20 protein-coding genes are annotated in these 20795 nt (G+C 47.8%); 7 read left to right on the top strand and 13 right to left on the bottom strand.

All coding sequences use genetic code 11. The features are described 5' to 3' along the window. The first annotated feature begins 181 nt into the window (after nt 1-181). The 6 genes from yjjX (at nt 182) to L876_RS0106985 (ending at nt 5764) form a co-directional block, all read left to right on the top strand. On the top strand, nt 182-763 hold the full coding sequence (gene yjjX / locus L876_RS0107010) for an inosine/xanthosine triphosphatase (protein ID WP_028763148.1): 582 nt from the start codon (nt 182-184) through the stop codon (nt 761-763). A gap of 201 nt (nt 764-964) precedes the next feature. After that, entirely contained in the window at nt 965-1933 is a 969-nt protein-coding gene (locus tag L876_RS22410) for a bifunctional helix-turn-helix transcriptional regulator/GNAT family N-acetyltransferase (protein WP_081730644.1), read from the top strand. Between the two features lie 120 nt (nt 1934-2053). Next, a complete protein-coding gene (locus tag L876_RS0107000) occupies nt 2054-3094 on the top strand; it encodes an NADP(H)-dependent aldo-keto reductase (protein WP_028763146.1) in 1041 nt (346 codons plus the stop codon). Nucleotides 3095-3186: 92 nt separating this feature from the next. Continuing rightward, nucleotides 3187-4398, top strand: coding sequence for an aminotransferase class V-fold PLP-dependent enzyme (locus tag L876_RS0106995; protein WP_028763145.1), 1212 nt, complete (start codon nt 3187-3189; stop codon nt 4396-4398). 23 nt (nt 4399-4421) lie between these two features. Next, entirely contained in the window at nt 4422-4871 is a 450-nt protein-coding gene (locus L876_RS0106990) for a SufE family protein (protein WP_028763144.1), read from the top strand. A 41-nt stretch (nt 4872-4912) separates the two neighbouring features. After that, nucleotides 4913-5764 (top strand): phosphatase PAP2 family protein, encoded by an 852-nt coding sequence (locus L876_RS0106985; RefSeq protein WP_248674507.1) that lies wholly within the window; start codon nt 4913-4915, stop codon nt 5762-5764. Between the two features lie 14 nt (nt 5765-5778). Here the strand turns inward: L876_RS0106985 and L876_RS21295 are convergent, their stop codons facing one another. The 4 genes from L876_RS21295 to L876_RS0106965 form a co-directional block, all read right to left on the bottom strand. Continuing rightward, complete coding sequence (locus L876_RS21295) at nt 5779-7158, bottom strand: diguanylate cyclase domain-containing protein (RefSeq protein WP_051412996.1); 1380 nt, start codon at nt 7156-7158, stop codon at nt 5779-5781. Nucleotides 7159-7371: 213 nt separating this feature from the next. Beyond that, nucleotides 7372-7833, bottom strand: coding sequence for a YeeE/YedE family protein (locus L876_RS0106975; protein ID WP_028763142.1), 462 nt, complete (start codon nt 7831-7833; stop codon nt 7372-7374). A 17-nt stretch (nt 7834-7850) separates the two neighbouring features. Continuing rightward, nucleotides 7851-8288: a YeeE/YedE family protein gene (locus L876_RS0106970; protein ID WP_028763141.1), complete on the bottom strand. Its 438-nt coding sequence runs from the start codon at nt 8286-8288 to the stop codon at nt 7851-7853. Nucleotides 8289-8357: 69 nt separating this feature from the next. Beyond that, nucleotides 8358-10061 (bottom strand): FAD-dependent oxidoreductase, encoded by a 1704-nt coding sequence (locus L876_RS0106965; RefSeq protein ID WP_028763140.1) that lies wholly within the window; start codon nt 10059-10061, stop codon nt 8358-8360. A gap of 287 nt (nt 10062-10348) precedes the next feature. Here L876_RS0106965 and pyrC point away from each other — a divergent pair, with 287 nt between their 5' ends. Next, on the top strand, nt 10349-11377 hold the full coding sequence (gene pyrC, locus L876_RS0106960; RefSeq protein ID WP_028763139.1) for a dihydroorotase: 1029 nt from the start codon (nt 10349-10351) through the stop codon (nt 11375-11377). 60 nt (nt 11378-11437) lie between these two features. Here pyrC and L876_RS0106955 read toward each other — a convergent pair whose 3' ends face one another. The 9 genes from L876_RS0106955 to L876_RS0106915 form a co-directional block, all read right to left on the bottom strand. After that, the gene (locus L876_RS0106955; protein WP_248674514.1) at nt 11438-12730 is read right to left on the bottom strand and encodes a sensor histidine kinase; all 1293 of its coding nucleotides are present in this window, start codon (nt 12728-12730) and stop codon (nt 11438-11440) included. 56 nt (nt 12731-12786) lie between these two features. Then, nucleotides 12787-14220 (bottom strand): sigma-54-dependent transcriptional regulator, encoded by a 1434-nt coding sequence (locus tag L876_RS0106950; protein ID WP_028763137.1) that lies wholly within the window; start codon nt 14218-14220, stop codon nt 12787-12789. 111 nt (nt 14221-14331) lie between these two features. Continuing rightward, nucleotides 14332-15531 (bottom strand): ABC transporter permease, encoded by a 1200-nt coding sequence (locus L876_RS0106945; protein WP_028763136.1) that lies wholly within the window; start codon nt 15529-15531, stop codon nt 14332-14334. A 10-nt stretch (nt 15532-15541) separates the two neighbouring features. Beyond that, a complete protein-coding gene (locus L876_RS0106940) occupies nt 15542-16852 on the bottom strand; it encodes an ABC transporter permease (protein ID WP_028763135.1) in 1311 nt (436 codons plus the stop codon). Between the two features lie 11 nt (nt 16853-16863). After that, nucleotides 16864-17586, bottom strand: coding sequence for an ABC transporter ATP-binding protein (locus tag L876_RS0106935; RefSeq protein ID WP_028763134.1), 723 nt, complete (start codon nt 17584-17586; stop codon nt 16864-16866). A gap of 40 nt (nt 17587-17626) precedes the next feature. Next, on the bottom strand, nt 17627-17896 hold the full coding sequence (locus L876_RS0106930; RefSeq protein ID WP_028763133.1) for a hypothetical protein: 270 nt from the start codon (nt 17894-17896) through the stop codon (nt 17627-17629). Nucleotides 17897-17907: 11 nt separating this feature from the next. Then, a complete protein-coding gene (locus L876_RS0106925) occupies nt 17908-19170 on the bottom strand; it encodes an efflux RND transporter periplasmic adaptor subunit (protein WP_028763132.1) in 1263 nt (420 codons plus the stop codon). A gap of 259 nt (nt 19171-19429) precedes the next feature. Beyond that, the gene (locus tag L876_RS0106920) at nt 19430-19813 is read right to left on the bottom strand and encodes an MAPEG family protein (RefSeq protein WP_028763131.1); all 384 of its coding nucleotides are present in this window, start codon (nt 19811-19813) and stop codon (nt 19430-19432) included. Nucleotides 19814-19858: 45 nt separating this feature from the next. Then, complete coding sequence (locus L876_RS0106915) at nt 19859-20671, bottom strand: cobalamin-binding protein (protein WP_028763130.1); 813 nt, start codon at nt 20669-20671, stop codon at nt 19859-19861. Between the last annotated feature and the right edge of the window lie 124 nt (nt 20672-20795).

Below are 20795 nucleotides of genomic sequence, written 5' to 3'. Positions count from 1 at the left end.
CAACCCGCAGATAAACGCCATAACGAGAGATCTCCCAACAAGTTGCCACCATACTAAGATCTTAGTCACACTAACTTAGCTATCGCCGTACTGATAGCCCACTATCTATAATGGCCCACACCATGCATCCCAAGTACAATGATGGCAGAATAGTCACCATAATATTATGAAGGTCCCTTACATGTCTGCTCTATATCATGCCACGACGCTACGTATCACCGTCGGCTCCCATAACCCCGTCAAGATCGATGCAGCTAAACAAGCGATCAGTCTACTGCTCCCTAATGCTGAGATCATATGTCAAGGCATGCATGCACCTTCCGGGGTTGCCGAACAACCGATGACAGACGCGGAAACCAAAGCGGGGGCCATCAACCGTGCTCGCTACTGTGAGCAGCATGCCAATGTCGATGCATCATTCGCCGCTGATCTATATATTGCTATGGAAGGTGGTGTAGATAACTTTGAACATGGCCCAGCAACTTACGCCTACATGGCGATCATTTATCAAGGTAAAGTGTCTATCGGACGCAGTGCCCAACTGCCTCTCCCTCAAGCGGTCTACCAAGCGCTAGAACAAGGAGAAGAACTTGGTCATGTGATGGACAGGCTGTTTAATACGGTCAATATTAAACAAAAAGGTGGTGCCATTGGCTTACTCACCGATGGCAAAGCAACCCGAGGTAGTATCTACACTCAAGCCTTAATATTGGCGATGGCCCCTTTTCTCAACCCGCAAGTATTTAACACCACTGGGGGTTAATGCAGCTATAGCGGTCGCTAATTGAACATTACCCTCTTGCCTAACATGAGTGACTTAATGTATGTTACCAATATGTTAAAACACTCATTTATATTAATCATATCAACGCTAGCTCAAAACTACATTAGCAAAAACTTGCATTTCTAAAATAAGCCCTCTAAATTAGATGTATATCGCAACCATTTTCCTATTGGACATTCGATGAATCAGACCTGCCCAACCATAGAGACGGAATCTTTTCAAATTGCAAGCAATGAGCTGCCAGAAACTTGCTCATCTTTGCGCAGTTTATCAAGACAACTCGTCAGGCAACTTGGCATGCTAAATTCAGCCTGTGGCGAGCTCCCCCTTTCCCCAGTGCAAGCACACGCGATTATTGAACTAAATTCACAAGAGCTATCCATAAAACAGTTAGCCTTAGCGCTAAACATAGATAAGTCGAATGCTAGTAGAGCATTAAGTCAGTTGTGCGATAAAGGACTGGCTAAAAGCCGCAATAACCCCAAGGATAGCCGCAGCTCCTTGTGTCAGCTAACACCACAAGGTAAACGCCTACTCAGTAAGCTTAATCGCCAGCAAAATGCGATGTTTGAACAGATCTTAGCCCAGCTCTCACCTGCGCAAATTGCGCAGCTAGAAACCTCGATGACGCAATACACTCGCGCGATAGACACCGCCAATGCACAACAGGGCTTCATCATCAGAAGTATCACTGAGCAAGATAACCCGCATATTGCGCGGGTGATTCGTAACGTATCGGCAGAATATGGCCTAACCCCAGACAAAGGTTACGGAGTGGCCGATCCGACCTTGGACGAGCTTCATACTGTCTATCATGCTGATGATGCACACTACTGGGTCATTGAATACAAGGGCTGCATCTTAGGTGGGGCTGGGATCGCACCGCTTGCCGGACATGATGGCATATGTGAACTTCAAAAGATGTATTTCGACCCTAAGCTACGTGGCAAGGGTTTTGCTAACCGACTTGCCCTTCAAGCGCTTGAGTTTGCACGAACACAAGGCTACGAAAGCTGCTATCTAGAAACCACGGCCGTATTGAAAGAAGCTATTATCCTCTATGAAAAAATAGGGTTTAAACATTTGGCTGCGCCGCTGGGTAACACTGGGCACGATGCTTGTGAAATCCCAATGATGCTCACGCTGTAAATTTTTTTAACCATTTAAATCATTACCTTAAATAAAAAATACTCATTGAAATAATTTATCTAGTGTTTCAGAAAAAAGCTTGCTAGCCTCAAGGTAACTCAGTGCATTCTGGAGATTTGAATGGATTATAGAAGACTGCCACATTCCAGCCTAGACGTTAGTGAATTGTGCCTAGGCACCATGACGTGGGGCGAGCAAAATACTCAAAACGAAGCCTTTGAACAACTCGATTATGCTATCGGCGAAGGCATTAACTTTATCGACACAGCCGAAATGTACCCGGTTCCACCTAAAGCTGAAACCCAAGGGGAAACCGAACGTATTCTAGGTAATTACCTCAAATCCCGCGGTAATAGAGACAACCTCGTCATCGCCACCAAAGTGTCTGCACCGGGAGGTAAAAGTGACTATATACGCCCAAATATGGCGCTCGACTGGCGTAACATCCATCAAGCCGTCGACGACTCTCTCTCGCGTTTACAGGTCGACACCATAGATCTATACCAACTGCATTGGCCTGATCGAAACACTAACTTCTTTGGCGAACTGTTTTACCAGCAGCAAGATTCAGAGAAGCTCACCCCAATTCTCGATACCTTAGAAGCGTTAGCTGACCTCATCAGTGCCGGTAAAATTCGCTATATTGGTGTGTCAAATGAAACTTCTTGGGGCTTGATGAAATACCTACAACTTGCTGAAAAGCATGGCTTACCGCGTATCATCAGTGTGCAAAACCCCTACAACTTGCTCAACCGTAGTTTCGAGGTTGGCATGGCTGAAATAGCGCATCGAGAAGAATTACCACTGCTGGCCTACTCGCCATTGGCATTTGGTGCGTTAAGCGGCAAGTACCTCAATGATCAGTGGCCAGAAGGGGCAAGGTTAACCCTGTTTAAACGCTTTGCGCGCTACACAGGATCGCAGATGGCTTTGGCAGCTACACAAGCCTACGTAGAACTGGCCCGTGAGTTTAATATCAGCCCAGCACAGATGGCCCTTGCATTTGTAAACAGCCGGCAATTTGTTGCATCAAATATCATCGGCGCGACCAGCCTGACGCAACTAAAAGAGAATATAGATAGCGTGAATGTCAGTCTCAGCGAGCCACTCATGAGTCGGCTTAATGACCTTGCTGAACGATATCGCCTACCTTGCCCCTAATCGACCTGACGACAAGTAAAAAGCAGCTTGCAATAGGCGCCAAGATCTCCCAAGATCTTAGCGCCTTTTCTTTATCACTGTTGGACCGATGAATGGACGTTAACCACCTGCGCGAGCAGTTTCCTGCCCTTGCACAAACATTAGGGGATTATCCGCTATGTTATCTTGATACGGCGGCCACCAGCCAGAAGCCGAAACAAGTGCTAGACGCCATCAATCACTACTACCAGCAAGATAACGCAAATGTCCATCGCGCCGCGCACCAGTTATCCAGTCGCGCAACCGTTAACTACGAAGCGGTACGCGATGATGTGCGAGACTTTATCAACGCAGGTCAACGTGAAGAGATCATTTTTACCCACGGCACCACCGAAGGGATCAACATGGTAGCCCACGGCCTGACTGCGCAAATAGATCCGGGTGCCACCATTCTCGTCGATACCGCAGCCCACCATGCCAACCTCGTTCCATGGCAAATGTTAGCCCTGCGCACGGGCGCGACCGTGGTCCCAATTCCACTAGACAGTCACTGCCGTATCGATCAGCAAGCCTATGCACAGCTATTGCAACAGCATCCAGCTATCGTTGCATTGAGCCATGTATCAAACGCACTGGGTACCGTCAATCCAGTCACCCAGATGGCGGCACAAGCCAAAGCTGTCGGCGCGATAACGGTTATTGATGGCGCACAGGCCATCGCCCATTTGACAGTAGATGTACAAGCAATTGATTGTGACTTCTACCTCTTCTCTGGCCATAAGATGTATGGCCCAACTGGCGTGGGAATTCTCTACGGTAAATATGCCCAACTCGACCGCCTAACACCACTGCTGACCGGTGGGGAGATGATTAAAAGTGTGACTTTCGAGGCCACTGAATTCAATATTTTGCCAAATCGCTTGGAAGCTGGCACACCACCCATAAGTGGAGTAATAGGGTTAGGTGCTGCAATAAAATTTATCAATCAACTAGATAAAGCCGCCATGGTTAAACGAGAAAATGAGCTGCTGACCTACCTACAACAGCGACTCTTGGCATTGGGAGATATCACTCTTTACGGCGCACATGACGACAATATCGGCGCTGTTGCTTTTAATCTCGCTGATGAGCATCATCAAGATGTGGGTATTTTACTCGACCAACAGGGGATCGCCGTGCGTTGTGGCCATCACTGCGCCATGCCTCTGATGCAGTCGCTCAATATTAAAGGCTGCTGCCGCGCATCAATTGGCGTGTATACCAACGTTGAAGATATCGATCGTTTCATCGATGGTTTAATTTCGGTCAAAGAATTACTGCTTTAGGCACATAGCCTCACAGGACAACCATGAACTCAACAAGTCAATTTCTCAGTCGTGACCTCTTTACGGCGCAAACCTTCGACAGCGAGGTCATACTCGCTCGCTTTAAACAAGCGGCCAATTGGCAAGAGCGTTACCGGGAAATCATGCTGCTCGGTAAAACCTTGCCTAAACTCGATGACATGCTACGTGTTGAGCAGGCGCAAGTGCGAGGCTGTGAGAGTAACGCTTGGCTCTACCATGCCCAAATTGATGATCTGCATTACTATATCGCCGACAGTGATGCGCGTATCGTAAAAGGCCTTATTGCATTACTCTTGGCTGCTACCCATGGCCATAGCAGTGAATCCATTGCGGCACTAGATATCAATGCTTATTTCGATGAGCTCGGGCTTACAGGACAACTCAGCCCATCGCGCACTAACGGCTTATTTGCACTAGCTACCGCAATCAAAGCCGCCGCAAAAATCCCCTAAAAAAGCGCAGTCTACTGTTAAGTCTTTCCCACTGATATTTTGTGAAACTAGTGCTTTCACAAAAAATTCACGCCACAGGAAAAATAATACCCGTTAAGCGCGCAGCCGAGTTGGCTGCCACACTTGCAAGAGACTTAACGATGCACTCCATCCCAACCAACAGCCATCAGCTTAACTTCCGCAACCACCTGCTGCTGCCAGCGGTGCTATTTGTGCTAGTCATTGCCTTGATTGAAAGGTTTCATATTGATATGGCCTTAGGTCAATGGCTATTTCACCTTGAAGGCGGCAATGAAAACTGGCCCTTAAGAGGTCACTGGCTAACGGAAACTGTGATCCATCAAGGCGGGCGCTATTTCGTCATTCTGCTCGGCCTCGTCATCATAGGTTTAATGGTTGCCAGCATTAAGAAAGTCAATTTAAGGCCTTACAGAAAAGGGCTACTCTTCCTATTTATTAGTGTATTAAGCAGTGTGACCATTGTTAGGTTAGGTAAATCGCTCACCCATTTAGATTGCCCTTGGCATCTCAAAATATTTGGTGGTAGCGCCGATTATTACTCGCTATTCTCCGGAAAAATTGCAGCCGACTCTCCGGGTCAATGTTTTCCTGCTGGGCACTCTAGCTCAGGCTACGCCTGGGTAGCGCTGTACTTTTTTGCACTGGCTTATGCACAAAAATATCGCTGGATTGGCTTAGGCATTGGATTGGCGATTGGAATGATGTTTGGTATCGCACAACAACTGCGCGGTGCTCATTTTCTCTCCCATGACGTATGGAGCCTGGGGATCTCATGGTTTATCGCCGCTGGTTTTTACATTGTGATCTTTCGCCAACCAAAGCTTGCCACGACAACAATGGAGGCTCACCTTTCTGACATAGACCCCGTATAACGACCAATTTAGCCTTAACTTATCTGTTTAAGATCGCCATGAGGTGAAGTATGGGCCTGATGAGATACTTGGGCGACGCTATATTGGTCATCACCCCGACGCTTTGCGTTATACATCGCCATATCGGCCGCATGCAGCAAGGTATCGATATTGCTGCCATGCTCAGGAAATATGGCAATGCCGAGGCTGGCGTGGATCGTCAACTCAGGCTCAATTGACGGCAGCGGGTGTGAGAATTGATTGAACACACTACGGCTAATCTCTTTGGTTTGTTGCGCTAGGCTATTTTCACTAAATAGCCCCTCTATGACCATTACAAACTCATCGCCACCGATACGCGCAACCAGATCACCACTGCGTTTAACCTCTGTTAAGCGAGTTGCTGCGGTAACCAAGACTCGATCGCCAACCTGATGACCGTAGTTATCGTTGATGGCTTTGAAGTGGTTAAGATCAATAAAGATTAGCGCCACCCGCGTCTTATCATTACGCGCGCGCTCAATAGCCAACTGAAGATGTTGCTCCAACATCAGTCGATTAGGTAAGCCAGTTAATACATCATGATGGGCTAAACGGTGTAGTTGATGTGTCGATGCCTTTTCATCCGTGATATCCCGTACCACTCCCATCATTTTATTTATCTCACCCAAGCCATTTTTGACATAGTTACCCGTTTCTCTGATCCAGCGAACAGTACCATCGGGCCAGAGAATACGGTACTCCACATCGTGAATATCACCGGTTTCAATACTTTTCAACTCACCTGCTTTAACTAACTCTCTATCATCTGGATGGACTCTAGAATAGAAAAACTCATAACTTGGCGTTACTTCACCTTGTTCATAACCAAAGATGCCGTAGATTGCCTCAGACCAATAAAGGGTGTCGGTGCCAACGTCCCAATCCCAAGTGCCAATTTGCGCAAAATATTGGCTACGCTTAAAACGTTCGATATCCCCCAACATCTCATCGCTTGTTGATAAGGGGCGAACCAAGAATAGGGTCTGTGTATCATCGCGCATCAAGCGAGTAAAACTCAGCCGAGCATAACCTTCACACAGGCTCATACCATATTGACGTTCAGGGCTAGTTTGAGGAGAAAACTCATTAAAGTTCGTAATCCACTCGCCTAAAAAACGTTGCGAGAGATCGGCGCAGCAATCATCCAATAGCTGCTGCGCGGCATGATTGTGAGCTAAGAGATACCCGTCATGATCAACAGCCAATAATCCATCACTAATCGTTTGGCTGAGCATCTTAAAGACCGTGGTACTGCCCACGGCTACGTCAGGAATACGCTTTTCAGCGTGCAGGTGGCGCCATCGCTTCATACCGGCCATGATACTCAGTACTGCCACTAAGCATCCCAAGAACACTAAGGCCAGCTCAGTCACGTAAATGCCCCGATATGAATCCTAAACAAACGGCTAAACATCTATTGTTAGCTACCGATAAACTTTCCATGTTAGCGACATCCCCTATCACGATACCCAGTGTTTACCACAAAAGTGTGCAAAATCAGGTCATCATAAACTCACCCGAAACGCTTTACCAGTAGAGTGCCCCTCATGTTATCTCGGCGCAGTCAATACTCCCCTCCGCAAAGATTAGGCGTTATGAGCTGTAACGGGCATTACGTCCATCAATTGCCGACCTAAAAAGCCGCCTACAATCATGGCTGTCACAAATAGCATAATACTGAGATCAAACTGAGCTAGATTCACAATGGCAGGGCCAGGGCAGATACCCACTAATCCCCAACCTAAGCCAAATAATGCCGCACCTATGACTAGTGGCGCATCGATAACTCGCTTGGTCGGCAAATGATAGTGACTCTCGAATACGGGTCCTTGTTGCGCCAACGCTCTGGGTTTCACGACCATAAGATACACAGGTAGATACACAGCCAAGGCTGATGACATCACCAACATCAGGGACGGATCCCACTGCCCGCTCGAGAGCAAGCTCACATCAAGAAAACTGATCACTTTTGCCGGATCGGCGAGTCCCGATAACATCAAACCTGTGCCAAATAGTACGCCACATAACAGCGCCATCAACTTTTTCATATCAATATCTCCGCTGCCTAATGGAACACAATGGCGGTGATCACACCGACGAACATAAACACCAAGGTTGCCACAACCGAGCGTGGTGATAAACGACCAATACCACAGATACCATGACCACTGGTGCACCCGCTGCCAATCGTACAACCTAGGCCAACCAATAATCCAGACACTAGCAGCATAGGCATTGAAATTGATAAAGCTGCAATATCGATAGGTTGAACATCAAATATGGCTTGCAGCGGTGCCCCCATAAGTAAACCACTTATCAGCAACCCACCGAGAAAATACCATTGCCAAGCAATCCCTTTGGTATCACTTGGCTCTCGTGACCAAAGTGCCGCCGATAAAATACCGCTGATCCCAGCTATTCTGCCGTTGAGGACCATCAGTAATATGGCGCCTAAACCGATTAAGAAGCCACCGAATAACGCGGGGACGAAGGATGAAAACATCAAATACCTCTTTCATCTAACACTGATTGAAAGGCGCCCAACGTAAAATGGACACCTCTAATATACACTCTAGGCCTTGGCAAACTTATAGGTGCGGTAACCACCAATCAGATTACGGGCCTTATAACCACGATTGACCAGCTGACGATAAGCGACGTTGCCTCGCAGGCCCACTTGGCAATAGATAACAATCTCTTTATCTTTGGGTAGCTCGTCCATGCGATCGCGTAATTCATCGACAGGGATATTAACTGCACCTTCTATGTAACCGCCATTTTTAAGTTCACCAGGGTTACGTACATCCAACAACAATTGATCATCGGTCAGGTTGTCGACTTCATCAAAATGAATCGCCATCAGGTCGCCTTTGAGTAAATTGTTGGCCACAAACGCGGCTTGATTAATCACATCTTTAGCGCTACCAAATGGCGGTGCATAAGTCAGTTCTAAATGCTGTAACTGCTCTACCGTCATGCCAGCACGCTGTGCAACCGCCATGACGTCGATACGCTTATCGATACCATCTTTGCCTACCGCTTGCGCGCCAAGGATCTTGCCTGAAGATGGGGCAAACAGTAGTTTAAAAGATACAATTTCTGCCCCAGGGTAGTAGCTAGCATGGCTCGCCGTGTGCACATACACTTTTTGATAAGCGATATTAGCCCGTTGCAGTTGCTGCTCATTTTTACCTGTTGAAGCCACGGCTAAATCAAAAATCTTGCAGATCGCCGTGCCTTGCGTCCCCTGATAAGTTTCATTGCGGCCAAACATATTATCGGCCGCCATGCGACCTTGGCGGTTTGCCGGGCCAGCCAGTGGCACCAGCGTTTGTTGACCCGTCACAAAATCTTTATCTTCCACCGCATCGCCTACCGCGTAGATAGCCGGATCACTGGTTTGCATCATCTCATTAGTATGGATACCGCCTAACTCGCCAATGTCGAGCCCAGCGGCGCGCGCGAGGCTTGTCTCAGGTTTCACCCCGATAGCCATGATTAACATGTCTGTTTTAAGGGTTTCGCCATTACTCAACGACAGCGCCAAATGACCCGCAATATGACGATGAGCAGTATCTTCACCAGCAGCATCGCTTTCAATGTGCGTCTGAGGCAGATACTCCACGGCAGACAGGGCGGTACTTAAACGCAGATCGATCCCTTTTTGCCTAATTTCAACGTGGGCAAAGCCCGCCATTTCTCGGTCGATAGGCGTCATCACCTGCTGGGCGAGTTCTAACAAAGTGGTTTTAATCCCAAGCTGATGCAAAGACTCCATCATCTCTAGGCCAATAAATCCGCCACCAACAACCGTAGCATGCTCAACATTATTCATCTGAATCGTCTGAATAATACGGTCCATATCGGGGATGTTGCGCAGCGAATGAGTCAAGGGATTATCGATACCTGGAATAGGCGGAACAATGGGTGCAGCGCCAGGGCTTAATAGCAATACGTCATACGACTCATCATACTCGTTCCCATTAAGCAGGTTCTTGACCGTGACAGATTTTGCACGGCGATTAATGCTGGTCACTTCATTCATCACTCGCACATCGACATTAAAACGCGCCTTAAAACTTTCTGGCGTTTGCAGCACAAGAGCACTGCGCTGAGTGATGTCGCCACCAATGTGATAAGGCAAACCACAATTAGCAAAAGAGACATACTCACCTCGCTCAAACATGATGATTTCAGCGTCTTCACTGAGTCTTCTGGCTCTCGCGGCTGCCGATGCACCGCCTGCAACGCCACCAATAATAAGTATTTTTTTCATCTTAATGCCTCAACGTATCTGCCTGAAATCCTTAATGGCCGAAATTGTATTACATTCGCCATTACATGCAAATTTCTTTTATTAGAAAAATCTAAGTGAATAGCTGTTTTAGTGATCTTCATCCTAATATACGCAAATTATTAAACAGAAACTGACACATAAACCCCATTCATTAACTCCACGTTAAACAATTCTCAACGGCACCACCTGCAAAAACAACATTGCTCTTTACAGGGCTCTCCCAGCCACATAAGATCCAGCCACTCTACGCAAAAAAAGATACCTCAATGACCACAATTACAATTACTCGCCCTGACGACTGGCACGTTCACCTACGCGATGGCGATGTGCTAGCAGACACAGTAAGAGATACTGGCCGTTATATGGGCCGTGCGATCATCATGCCTAATCTCGTGCCACCAGCGACCAACGTTGAAAGTGCCATGGCCTACTATGAGCGCATTAAAGCAGTGACCACCACTAACTTTGAGCCTTTGATGGTGCTGTATCTGACCGATAACACCACGCCAGAGGATATTCGTGCAGCAAAAGCGTCGGGCAAAGTTGTCGCCGCTAAGTTGTACCCTGCGGGCGCAACCACTAACTCAGATTCAGGCGTGACCGATGTGAAAAACATCTATCCTGTGCTTGAGGCGATGCAAGAAGTGGGCATGCTGTTTTTAGTTCACGGTGAGGTCACTGACTCATCGATAGATATCTTCGACAGAGAAGCGATCTTTATCGAGAACACCCTAAAGCAAGTGGTACAAGATTTTCCATCGCTGAAGATTGTGCTTGAGCATATCACCACCAAAGATGCAGTCGACTTTGTTAGCAGTGCACCAGACAATGTTGCGGCAACGATCACCGCACACCACTTGCTCTACAACCGCAACCACATGCTAGCGGGTGGTATTCGTCCTCATTTTTACTGCTTGCCCATCTTAAAACGCAATACTCACCAACAAGCATTGCTGGCTGCTGCGGCCAGTGGCAACAAAAAATTCTTCTTAGGCACAGACTCGGCGCCTCATGCCAAAGATCGCAAAGAAGCAGCATGTGGCTGCGCAGGCTCTTATACTGCCCACGCCGCTATCGAGCTTTATGCAGAAGCCTTTGAGTCGGTTAACGCATTAGACAAGTTAGAGGCCTTTGCCAGCTTCAATGGTCCAGATTTCTATGGTCTAGCGCGCAACAGCGACACCATTACGTTAGTGAAGCGTAGCTGGGATGTACCTGCGACTTATCCCCTAGGTAGTACGGGTGTCGTCCCAATCCGCGCGGGTGAGCGCATCGACTGGCAAGTGGAAGATTAACCTCGCCAATCGCACCCATTAAGTTCACTCAAAAACACCGCCAATTGGCGGTGTTTTTTATTAATCTTCTTGGCTGGGCAACCAGATACGCACTAACAAGCCCCCCTGCTGACGATTATGCAGGCTTATTCGTCCATCATGGGCCTCGATGATCTCGCGACATAAAGGTAGACCTAAACCAGTACCCGACTGTTTGGTTGAGTAAAAGGGCAATAATGCCTGCGCCAAGACCTCAGGCGACATGCCACTCCCCCCATCAGCAACCTCTATACAGACGCCCTCCATGCCGTCAGTTAAGGTCTGCTGCGCAATGTGCACCGAAATGTCCTCTACCGTTGACCCGGACTCATGGGCATTTTTAAGTAGATTAAGTAACACCTGCTCCAATTGAATTAGGTCGACAAAACCTGGAGCGTTTGGGAGTTCACCGACTAAGCTAAATTGAAAATGCTGGGCTAACTGCGCCATCAGTTTTTGCCAATCAACCCAACTCTTTTTCGGCAATGGAAGCTTAGCAAACCGAGCATAATTGAAAATAAACTGGCTAAGATGACTGGTCCTATCTTCAATCGTATCGAAGATAAGCTTAAGTTTCGCATTGTCCAATGGTTCGGTGATCTTACGTCCCGATCTCACCATGGAGGCGATGGGAGCCACCGAGTTATTCAGCTCATGACTGATGATGCGAATCACCTTCTTCCAAACCGCCACCTCTTGCCGATTAAGCTCTCGCGTCATCTGCTTCAATAAGATGAGATGATGGTATTGACCATTAAGCAGAAAACGTCCACGAGACAGATGCCAAGTCTCATCTTCACCTTCCTCTTCTTCACTGGCTAAAGTAAATAGCCCACCTTTAGGGCTGTTGATTGCATTGGCAAGTTCTTGGTTCATCCCTTCAAGCAACTCGGTCAGGCTCATCCCTTCAATACGCACGCCCCGATTAAATAGATGACGGGCAGCATCATTGGCGTAGATCACTCGCTGACGATCATCGAGCAATAACATCACATTAGGCGAACTTTGAATCACCTTGTCGAGCAGAAGCTCACGCTGATAGATGTATTGACGTTGTTGCCTTAATAGGGCAGCCGACTCATTAAACAGTGTCGCCAGAGCCCGCAGCTGGCTATCCCCCTGAACAAGAATATGCACGCTAAAATCATTGTCTTTAAAGTTAAGTAACCCCACCTCTAGCGCGCTTAAACTGCTGGCCAATGACCGAGTCATCCAACGGCTGAGAAGCCAAGCACACAACAAGCCGACCAAGAGGCAAGCGAGTATCAAGCCTAGGCCGATCTCGCTGACTAAGGTTGGCGTAAAGTGAGACAGCAATAGTATGAAAGTCACCATGGCGCCTAAGGCCGCAATCACTGTCCCCAAGGTTAATTTGTTGCGCAGCGAAAGGCTCATTTTTCGATACCAAACTTATCCATGCGTCGATACAACGCCTGCCGGCTCAAGCCCAATGATTTAGCCACGCGAGCAATCACGCCATTATGCTGTGCCAGAGCTTGTTCAATATCCGCCCTTTCAGGCTCTGCCTGCTTAATGTCGTCGCTTTTGGGTTCAGACTGCTGAATCTTTTGCTCACTGCTTGCTGTCGTTTGGCGTGCTGATACAGGTTGTGGCGAAGGGCTTCCACGCCTCAGCGATGAGGAGTGAGTGAGCGGTGAATTAATACCAAAGTCGTCAATAGTTAAACTGGGGGAGTCAGCGAGAATAACCGCCCGTTTACAGGCGTTCTCGAGTTCACGTACATTACCTGGCCAAGGGTATGCCAACAGCGCCTGTTGCGTGGGTTTAGACAGAGAAAACGCTCGGCCAATAAAGTGGTTTACCAGAGGTAAAATATCGTCCTGACGTTGATTCAACGGCGGCAACGCTAACTCAATAACATTAAGGCGATAGAAGAGATCTTCTCTAAAACGGCCAGCGGCAATATCGTCAGCTAGATCGGCGTTGGTGGCACTGATCACCCTGACATTAACCTTGCGAGTCTGGTGACTCCCCAGCCGCTCAAACTCACCCGTTTGTAGCACACGCAGCAGCTTTACCTGACCCGACAACGGCAAGTTTCCAATCTCATCTAAAAACAGCGTGCCACCATCGGCGGCCTCAAACCGGCCGATACGAGTCTTATTCGCCCCGGTGAACGCCCCAGCTTCGGCGCCGAACAATTCGGCTTCGAGCAGGTCCATGGGCAGTGCGCCAATATTCACTTTGATGAACGGCTTATTTTTAAGGGGCGAGTTGGCATGAATGATATCTGCCAATTTATCTTTACCTGCACCATTTGGCCCAGTAATAAGCACCGACACATCCGACTTGGCAATTTGCAGCGCCAGATCGATACAGCGCTGCATCGCTCCACTACCAAAAATAACCCCGCACAACTGTGCATCATTAATGACCGACATGCGCTGATTTTCCGAGCGAGTCAGTTGGGTATTTTGCTTCGAGAGGGCATGCAAGGAGAGTAGGTTGTTGACGCTAATAAGCAATTTATCGTCATCCCAGGGTTTCCCCATATAGTCGGCCGCCCCCTCTTTTACCAACTCCACCGCCAACTCTAGCTGAGTCCATGCGGTTAGCAAAATAATAGGCAGCTTGGGTTGACGCTGGCGAATATCGTAAAACAGGCGTTTCCCCTCCTCGCCTGAGGTGGTGTCTTGGGTAAAGTTCATGTCCTGAATCACTAAAGCGATCTCTTGCTCAGCCAAGAGCGTTAAAGCCGCCTCAGGAGAGAGGCAGCTTAGGGTATTAAATCCATGTAATTCGAGCATCAAGGTGAGTGCACTGCACACAGCCTGATTGTCATCGACGATGAGAATCGTATCCATATTATCTAATTATACTCTTTGCCGTTCACGTGCAGAAAAGATAAAACTAACCGAAAGCGCTAAGCTTTTAAAGGCCAAGCTGCTTTCGATAAGCATTACAAGGCCGTAATCTTAAACGCTCCGCGTTGCCATCGCGGGGGATATATTTGCCGCTTTTCTCGCTGGCAGCACCACAGCGACAGTGGTCACTAGTAGCAGCCCCAAAACGGTCATGATAGGGTACAGCAGATCAAGCTGCGGCAGATCGTAATGCTGCATCAACTGCTGGCCTAATAACACAGCCAGCCCGCCTCCCAGCACTCCACCAACCACACAAATGATGTAGTTTTCGGTCAAGAACAGGCTAAGGATATCGGCCTTGGTTGCACCTAAGGCGCGACGAGTTCCTATCTGCTTGGTGCGGCGTTGGATATTAAACATTACCATTCCTGTCAGACCTAGGCTGGTGATCAACAACAGTAAAACCACCATCATAGATAGCACGGTCACCATTAGCTGATGATCACGGTAGGAGCTCTCCTTTACCGCTTTAATCGACTGAAAATCATCGATCACACGATTTGGGTTTTCCTTAAGCATGACATCAGTGATTGCCTGCTTCAGTTCCGCATGATGTTGGGGGAGTGCACGCACCAAATAAGAACGCCCTCCCCAATCCACATTTTGAATAACGCTGTACTCTAAATCGCCACTGTCGATCCAGGCACCTTGCAGCTTTTCCACAACACCGATAATGGTTATCTGTGTATCCTCACCTTCATATAATACTTTGCCCAGCGCCGATTCATTTGGCCAAGTCGCATCGACTAACGCCTTTGATACGATAGCCAGTTTTCCACTGGCCGTGAGGCTAGTATTAATCTCATCGGGATAAAAGTTTCGCCCATCAATCAACTTAAGCCCTAAGGTCTCTAAGGTGTGTTCCGTCCCCAAATACATTGCAAACTGCGGTGTCGACTGTGCCGTTTCTGAATCTGGACCTAAATTAAGGGTGCTGGACCACCCGCTACCGCTTAGCGGCAGCATATTGGTCGACGTTGCAGCCATCACATTGGGCAGATTGCGTAACAACTGCTGATCAAGTTGATTTTGCTGTACGCGATCAATACTTGGATCAAAATTGTACATATTAAAAGTTAAAATCTCAGACTCAACAATACCAGAGTCACGCTGCATCATGCCTAGGCGCTCATGGATAATAAAGCTGGCATTGGCCACTATCGCGACAGATAAAATAATCTGTAATAGCAACAAAACAGGACCGCTCTTACTGCGCATTAAGGTGCTTAGAATTGGTTTAATATTTAACATAGTAAGTCCCTTATTGGCTTTTTAAGTAAACACTAGGTTTAGTGCGGCACACCACCCACGCTGGGTATAGTCCCGCCAACAGCGCAGTACCGACGGCGATACTAGGCGTAATAACCCACATACTCATCGATAAATTTGTCAGGCCATCGGCTACATCAAATTTTGCTGACAAGCTGTAGAGCGCAAGCCAAGCCCAAAGTAAACCCAGTAAGCCCCCAAATAATCCAATCACGCCCACTTCAACCATATATTGCGCAAAAATTTGTCCGCGACTGGCACCAATGGCACGCCTAACGCCGACTTCAGGTGCGCGCTTAAGAAACTTAGTTAACATCAACCCTAAAATGTTGACCAGACACACACACAGAAACAGTGCACTCAGACCGACCAAAATTTTATTGTCTTCAGGCACAACATTATTCATCTCTAGCCACTCTGCAACATTAGATAGCTGCACCGAATCTGCAGCGGCTTTATCATCCGTAAAACGATTTAGTTGTTTTTGCTGCTCAACATAGTGACTCAAAAAGCTTCGATAAGCCGAGCGAGACTCTTCGCTAGGTAAATCGACCCAAAATTCCAGCCACACCTTTTCAGAGTTCAAGCGAGACTGATAGCCCGTCATAGGTTCAAACTTCCAACCCGATGAGTTCCCCCATACATCAAACTCTTCAATAGGTGTAAGTGAAAACGGAACAAATAGCTGCTCTGCCGAGTTAAATGCACCGTTTAATGGATCATAATATTTAGGTTGAGGATTCCACTCTTTAATCACCCCCACAACGTGATAAGGTTTACGATTAAGATAAACCGTCTTACCTACGCTATTTTCACCACCAAATAAGCTCTGGTTAAGCTTCTCGCCAATAACCAATTGGTATTGTGGATCGCTATCGACAGATTTATCCCAAGCACCACCATATAAAAACGGCACCGAAAACAAGGAGAAGAATCCACTGTCGGTGACCCTTATGCCTCGAAGAATTGGGACAAATTCGGGATCATCGGTTTGTACTGCCGCACCAGTGCGAAACATCGCCGCTTGCGCTTTAGGTATACCTGACTGACGTAGGTTCATCACATCTTGATAGGTCACAAGGGAGTGATATTCATCCCAAGAGTTCACGCCCTGGCTCCAAAGCTGAATGGCATTAAGCCTATCACTTCGCTCCCCAGCGGGATTAAACGACATCATGCTGTAGACGTTAAGCGTCGTAATAGTGATGCCAATGCCGATTGAGATCGCCAGTACCATCAAGAGTGATAGCACTGGCGTCTTCTTAATGCTGCGCCACGCTAGATCAACGTAATATAAAAACATGCTTACTCTCCTTAGCTGGCCACTTTCTGTTCGGTTTGTGCCACATGTGCCTGTCCGCCTTGATAGAGAGTGAAGTCACAAACTTGACCATCGACAATCTGAATATTGCGCTGGGCGCGGCGAGCAAGTTCCGGATCATGGGTCACCATGATAATCGTGGTACCTGCTTTATTGATCTCCTCTAAAAGCTCCATCACCTGACGAGCCATCAGACTGTCCAAGTTACCTGTTGGCTCATCGGCGAGGAGAAACCTTGGTTCGCCAGCCAAGGCGCGGGCAATCGCCACACGCTGCTGCTGACCACCAGATAGCTGGGAGGGCAGATGCTTCATTCGTGCTCCAAGCCCTACCTTATCAAGAGCCTCTTGCACACGACGTTGTCGCTCCTTGGCACTAAAACCACGGTAACGCAGAGGCACTTCTACGTTCTCGGCAAGGTTAAGGTCTGGAATTAAGTTAAACCCTTGGAAGATAAAGCCTATTTTCTCATTACGTATGGCTGCCGCTTTATTGTCACTGAGATTTGAAATATTCACGCCATCGAGGAAATAGTCGCCATGGGTAAAACCTTCGAGTAAACCCGCGATATTTAAGAAGGTGGTTTTCCCTGACCCTGAAGGCCCTGTCACGGCGACAAACTCGCCCTCATTCACTTCAAGGTTAAAGTCACGTAACGCATGGGTTTCGACTAAATCCGTTTTGAATACCTTGCTGATATTTTTCATGGTTAACATAGTTATTGTTCCTTCATTATTTTTTGCGTTATTCGGTGAATCAGTTCAGTAGCATCGTTAAGAGGTGATGCAATAGCTCAATCAGAGCTTGCAGAAACTGCATAAGAGAGCCTCCAACTTTCGCCACATCAAGCAAAGGCGGTATCGGTTCCGCCGCAGCGTAAAAACCTGACGCTTCCATAATATTAAGTCCAAGTAGAAACCAATCAGCGGCATCTTGGGTATAAGTTTGCGTTGCCACTAATAGCAGTAATAACGCTAAGGCGGCGATAACGCGCTGTTGGCTAACTGGTCGGTAAATCGCTTTCATATCTGCACTCCTTAACGAACTAGCACTTGCTCGGCGTTTTTAAACAATTCGATACTGGAGATCACCCACTCATCGCCCGCTTCGCCGCCTTCTAACACCTCAATATGACTCATGCTTCGAGCCCCTAGCGCGATGGCTGTACGCTGGGCAATATCATCTTGTAAGCGGTACACCAAGCGACCACCGCCGCTGTTGATAAATGCGCCACGTTTGACCATCAACACATCGGGACAATTTTCTAATAGCACTCGCGCCGAGAGTCGCTGATTCTGACGTAGATGCAGCGCCGAATCTTGTGCAAAGCGGACGCGAGTCGCCACCTCTCGATTACGCACCTCTGGCGAGATAGATGACAGTTGCCCCATTACCATGACGCCACCAAAATTTAGCTCAACATCCATACCAAGCCCCAGTTCATCGGCGTAGGTTTCAGGTACAGCAAGCTCAGCCTCGAAAGCGCTAAGATCCACAACAGTCAAGATAGGTTGACTCTGGGCAATACGGGCTTTTTGCTCTGTAAGCCAGTTTCCTATGATGCCGCCAACGGGTGCGGTAATGTTCAATGCAGTCACTTGACGCTGTAACTCAGCCACAACTAGCCCCTGACGATTAACTTCAGCAGCCTTGTTTTTCAGCTCAAAGGTCAAGGTATCTTTCATCAAAGCGACCTCTTGCTGAGCATGGGCAAACAACAACTTGGCCTTATGAAGTTCATCCTTACCTTTTTCATAATCTATCTTGGAGATGAGACTGGTTTCGATCAGTTGGTCGCCACGGCGACTCTCTCTATCGGCCGCTTCTAAATCGACCTTGGCCATATCCAGCGTTTGATTGGCCTTTAATTGGCTGCGGCGAGCATCGAGTTTGGCGCGAGCTAAAGAGCTTCTCATGCTATCGAGCAGCGACTCTTGTTGCTTAAGGCTATTGGTTAAGCTATGGCTCTCAATCGTCGCAACCACCTGCCCCTTCTCAACACGATCGCCGGGGTTAGCAATCAAAGTGACAGTGCCTTTTTCTGGGCTGTAAAGAATCGGGGCGTTGGCGGCAACAATCTTACCTGTGGTAGCCACATCACGAACTAAGGTACCGCGCACTAAAGTGGCAAAACGCAGCTCACTGCGATCGATGGATTGGCTCACGCTACTGCCACTGACACTGGCCCACACTAAGCCAGACAGTAACAATATTGTGCAACCCAAAGTGACAGGCCATTTAAGGCGGCGCGCTAAGCTCGGCGCAATGTGCTGATCTTGTCCACTGGTATCTTTAATCATGGTGCATCCCTAACAGTGTCCGTTGCCGGACTGAATCTTCTTCTGACCATTAGGACTACAATTGCCATGCCAACTTTTATAACGACCAATTAACAATGAGTTACAACAATACTGTCCGAGCCACCTGCGCTATAAGTGTCCGCGGACACTCAGAGTGTGTCCGCTTATCAATATAGTGTCCGCAAATAAAGAAATGTACGACAAGATAGGAAGTCGACCGAGTTTCAACTTAACGTTGAAACTCGGCGCAAGAGCAGATTTAGAAAGCTTGGATAAAAATCCCTATTGCGGAAAAGAAGCCCACAAACCAAGATAAAGAGCGCAATGTGCTCTTATCGATAAGGTAGAGAACATGGTAAACCACACGTGCGCCAACATGGATTAGTGCAAAAATTTCAACCGTACGATCAACTTTACCCAAAGCCATTACCGTTACCGCAGCCAACCCAAAAATCAGCAAAGACTCAAAGGCATTTTGATGACCAGCTAATGCACGAGCGCCAAAACCAGTCAATTTAGCTTGTTGCGAGCGAGGATGGTCGTTGTCGTAGCCACCAAGCTTTGCCATCGCTACCGCGACAGGCCCTTTAGCCAAGTAGGGTAATAAGGCGGCAAACAGTAAACAGCTCAACAAAATCGTCATGTACAGACTCCTTGTGGTCAATAAACGTATAAATACGAGCGGAAGCTAGCGCGCTTTATCTAATGCTTGGCAAAGCGCCTCGACCCCTAAAATGGCTCGTGGTGCCGCGCGATGCAAGAGATCGGCATCAAGTTGATAAATATGTTGCTGTTTAACTGCCGGGATCTCTTGCCAAGTTGACCAATCGATACCCTTGATATTGCCTTCATCTTGGCTTTGTAAGATGACCATAGGCTGCTTTAGCAGTACCGCTTCTAAGCTCACTTGCGGATAGGCATTTTCAGCATCATTAAATACATTATCACCATGGCACACATCGATGATCTGCTGTATCCAACTTCCTTGTGCCACCGTCATCAATGGCGTCGACCAGAGCTGATAAAACACTTTTATCGGCGCTTTACTCGCATTGGCTTGACGCACTTGCTGTAGCGAAGTGAGATAGTCAAAGGCTACCTGTTTAGCCTTCAGCTCATGCCCCGTCAACGCCCCCAACTGTTGCAGTTCGTCGGCGACGGCTTCTAATGAGTTAGGGTCGCTATTAAACAGAGGAAAGCCCAAGCTTTTTAGCCTGTCTATATCTTCCTGTTTATTGCCACTCCCCCACACCACAATAAGGTCGGGGTTAAGCACCACCACCTTCTCTATTTGGATACCATAGTATCCACCAACACGTTCAATAAACTGAGCTTCTTCTGGGTAATCGGCGTGATCCGTGGTCGCTACAATCGACTCCCCAGCGCCAATGGCATACAGCATTTCTACCGCATGGGGCGAGAGTGCAATAATACGACTAGCTGGTTGAGCGAGTAATGCGGTAGGGCAAAAAAGTAACCCCAATAATATCCATTTATTCAACTTATCCTCACTGATCGGCGGCTCCACTTAATAACCAACTCATGCATATGTTGGCTGGTAGCCCAAGATACTACTATGGTAGCGAATGATCGCAAGCGAAAGTCACTGGGTTAATTGACAAAAG

The organism is Shewanella colwelliana ATCC 39565, from assembly GCF_000518705.1.
Taxonomy (GTDB): domain Bacteria; phylum Pseudomonadota; class Gammaproteobacteria; order Enterobacterales; family Shewanellaceae; genus Shewanella; species Shewanella colwelliana.
The sequence above is the reverse complement of the archived record's forward strand: the minus strand, read 5'-3'. Positions and strand labels throughout refer to the sequence as shown.

Coding starts and splice junctions, on each gene's coding strand:
- L876_RS0107000 (WP_028763146.1), top strand. CDS start 2,054: ATGGATTATAGAAGACTGCCACATTCCAGCCTAGACGTTAGTGAATTG.
- L876_RS0106950 (WP_028763137.1), bottom strand. CDS start 14,220: ATGGATACGATTCTCATCGTCGATGACAATCAGGCTGTGTGCAGTGCA.
- pyrC (WP_028763139.1), top strand. CDS start 10,349: ATGACCACAATTACAATTACTCGCCCTGACGACTGGCACGTTCACCTA.
- L876_RS0106970 (WP_028763141.1), bottom strand. CDS start 8,288: ATGTTTTCATCCTTCGTCCCCGCGTTATTCGGTGGCTTCTTAATCGGT.
- L876_RS0106935 (WP_028763134.1), bottom strand. CDS start 17,586: ATGTTAACCATGAAAAATATCAGCAAGGTATTCAAAACGGATTTAGTC.
- L876_RS0106995 (WP_028763145.1), top strand. CDS start 3,187: ATGGACGTTAACCACCTGCGCGAGCAGTTTCCTGCCCTTGCACAAACA.
- L876_RS0106930 (WP_028763133.1), bottom strand. CDS start 17,896: ATGAAAGCGATTTACCGACCAGTTAGCCAACAGCGCGTTATCGCCGCC.
- L876_RS0106945 (WP_028763136.1), bottom strand. CDS start 15,531: ATGTTAAATATTAAACCAATTCTAAGCACCTTAATGCGCAGTAAGAGC.
- L876_RS0106975 (WP_028763142.1), bottom strand. CDS start 7,833: ATGAAAAAGTTGATGGCGCTGTTATGTGGCGTACTATTTGGCACAGGT.
- yjjX (WP_028763148.1), top strand. CDS start 182: ATGTCTGCTCTATATCATGCCACGACGCTACGTATCACCGTCGGCTCC.
- L876_RS0106965 (WP_028763140.1), bottom strand. CDS start 10,061: ATGAAAAAAATACTTATTATTGGTGGCGTTGCAGGCGGTGCATCGGCA.
- L876_RS0106920 (WP_028763131.1), bottom strand. CDS start 19,813: ATGACGATTTTGTTGAGCTGTTTACTGTTTGCCGCCTTATTACCCTAC.
- L876_RS0106955 (WP_248674514.1), bottom strand. CDS start 12,730: ATGGTGACTTTCATACTATTGCTGTCTCACTTTACGCCAACCTTAGTC.
- L876_RS0106925 (WP_028763132.1), bottom strand. CDS start 19,170: ATGATTAAAGATACCAGTGGACAAGATCAGCACATTGCGCCGAGCTTA.
- L876_RS0106940 (WP_028763135.1), bottom strand. CDS start 16,852: ATGTTTTTATATTACGTTGATCTAGCGTGGCGCAGCATTAAGAAGACG.
- L876_RS0106990 (WP_028763144.1), top strand. CDS start 4,422: ATGAACTCAACAAGTCAATTTCTCAGTCGTGACCTCTTTACGGCGCAA.
- L876_RS22410 (WP_081730644.1), top strand. CDS start 965: ATGAATCAGACCTGCCCAACCATAGAGACGGAATCTTTTCAAATTGCA.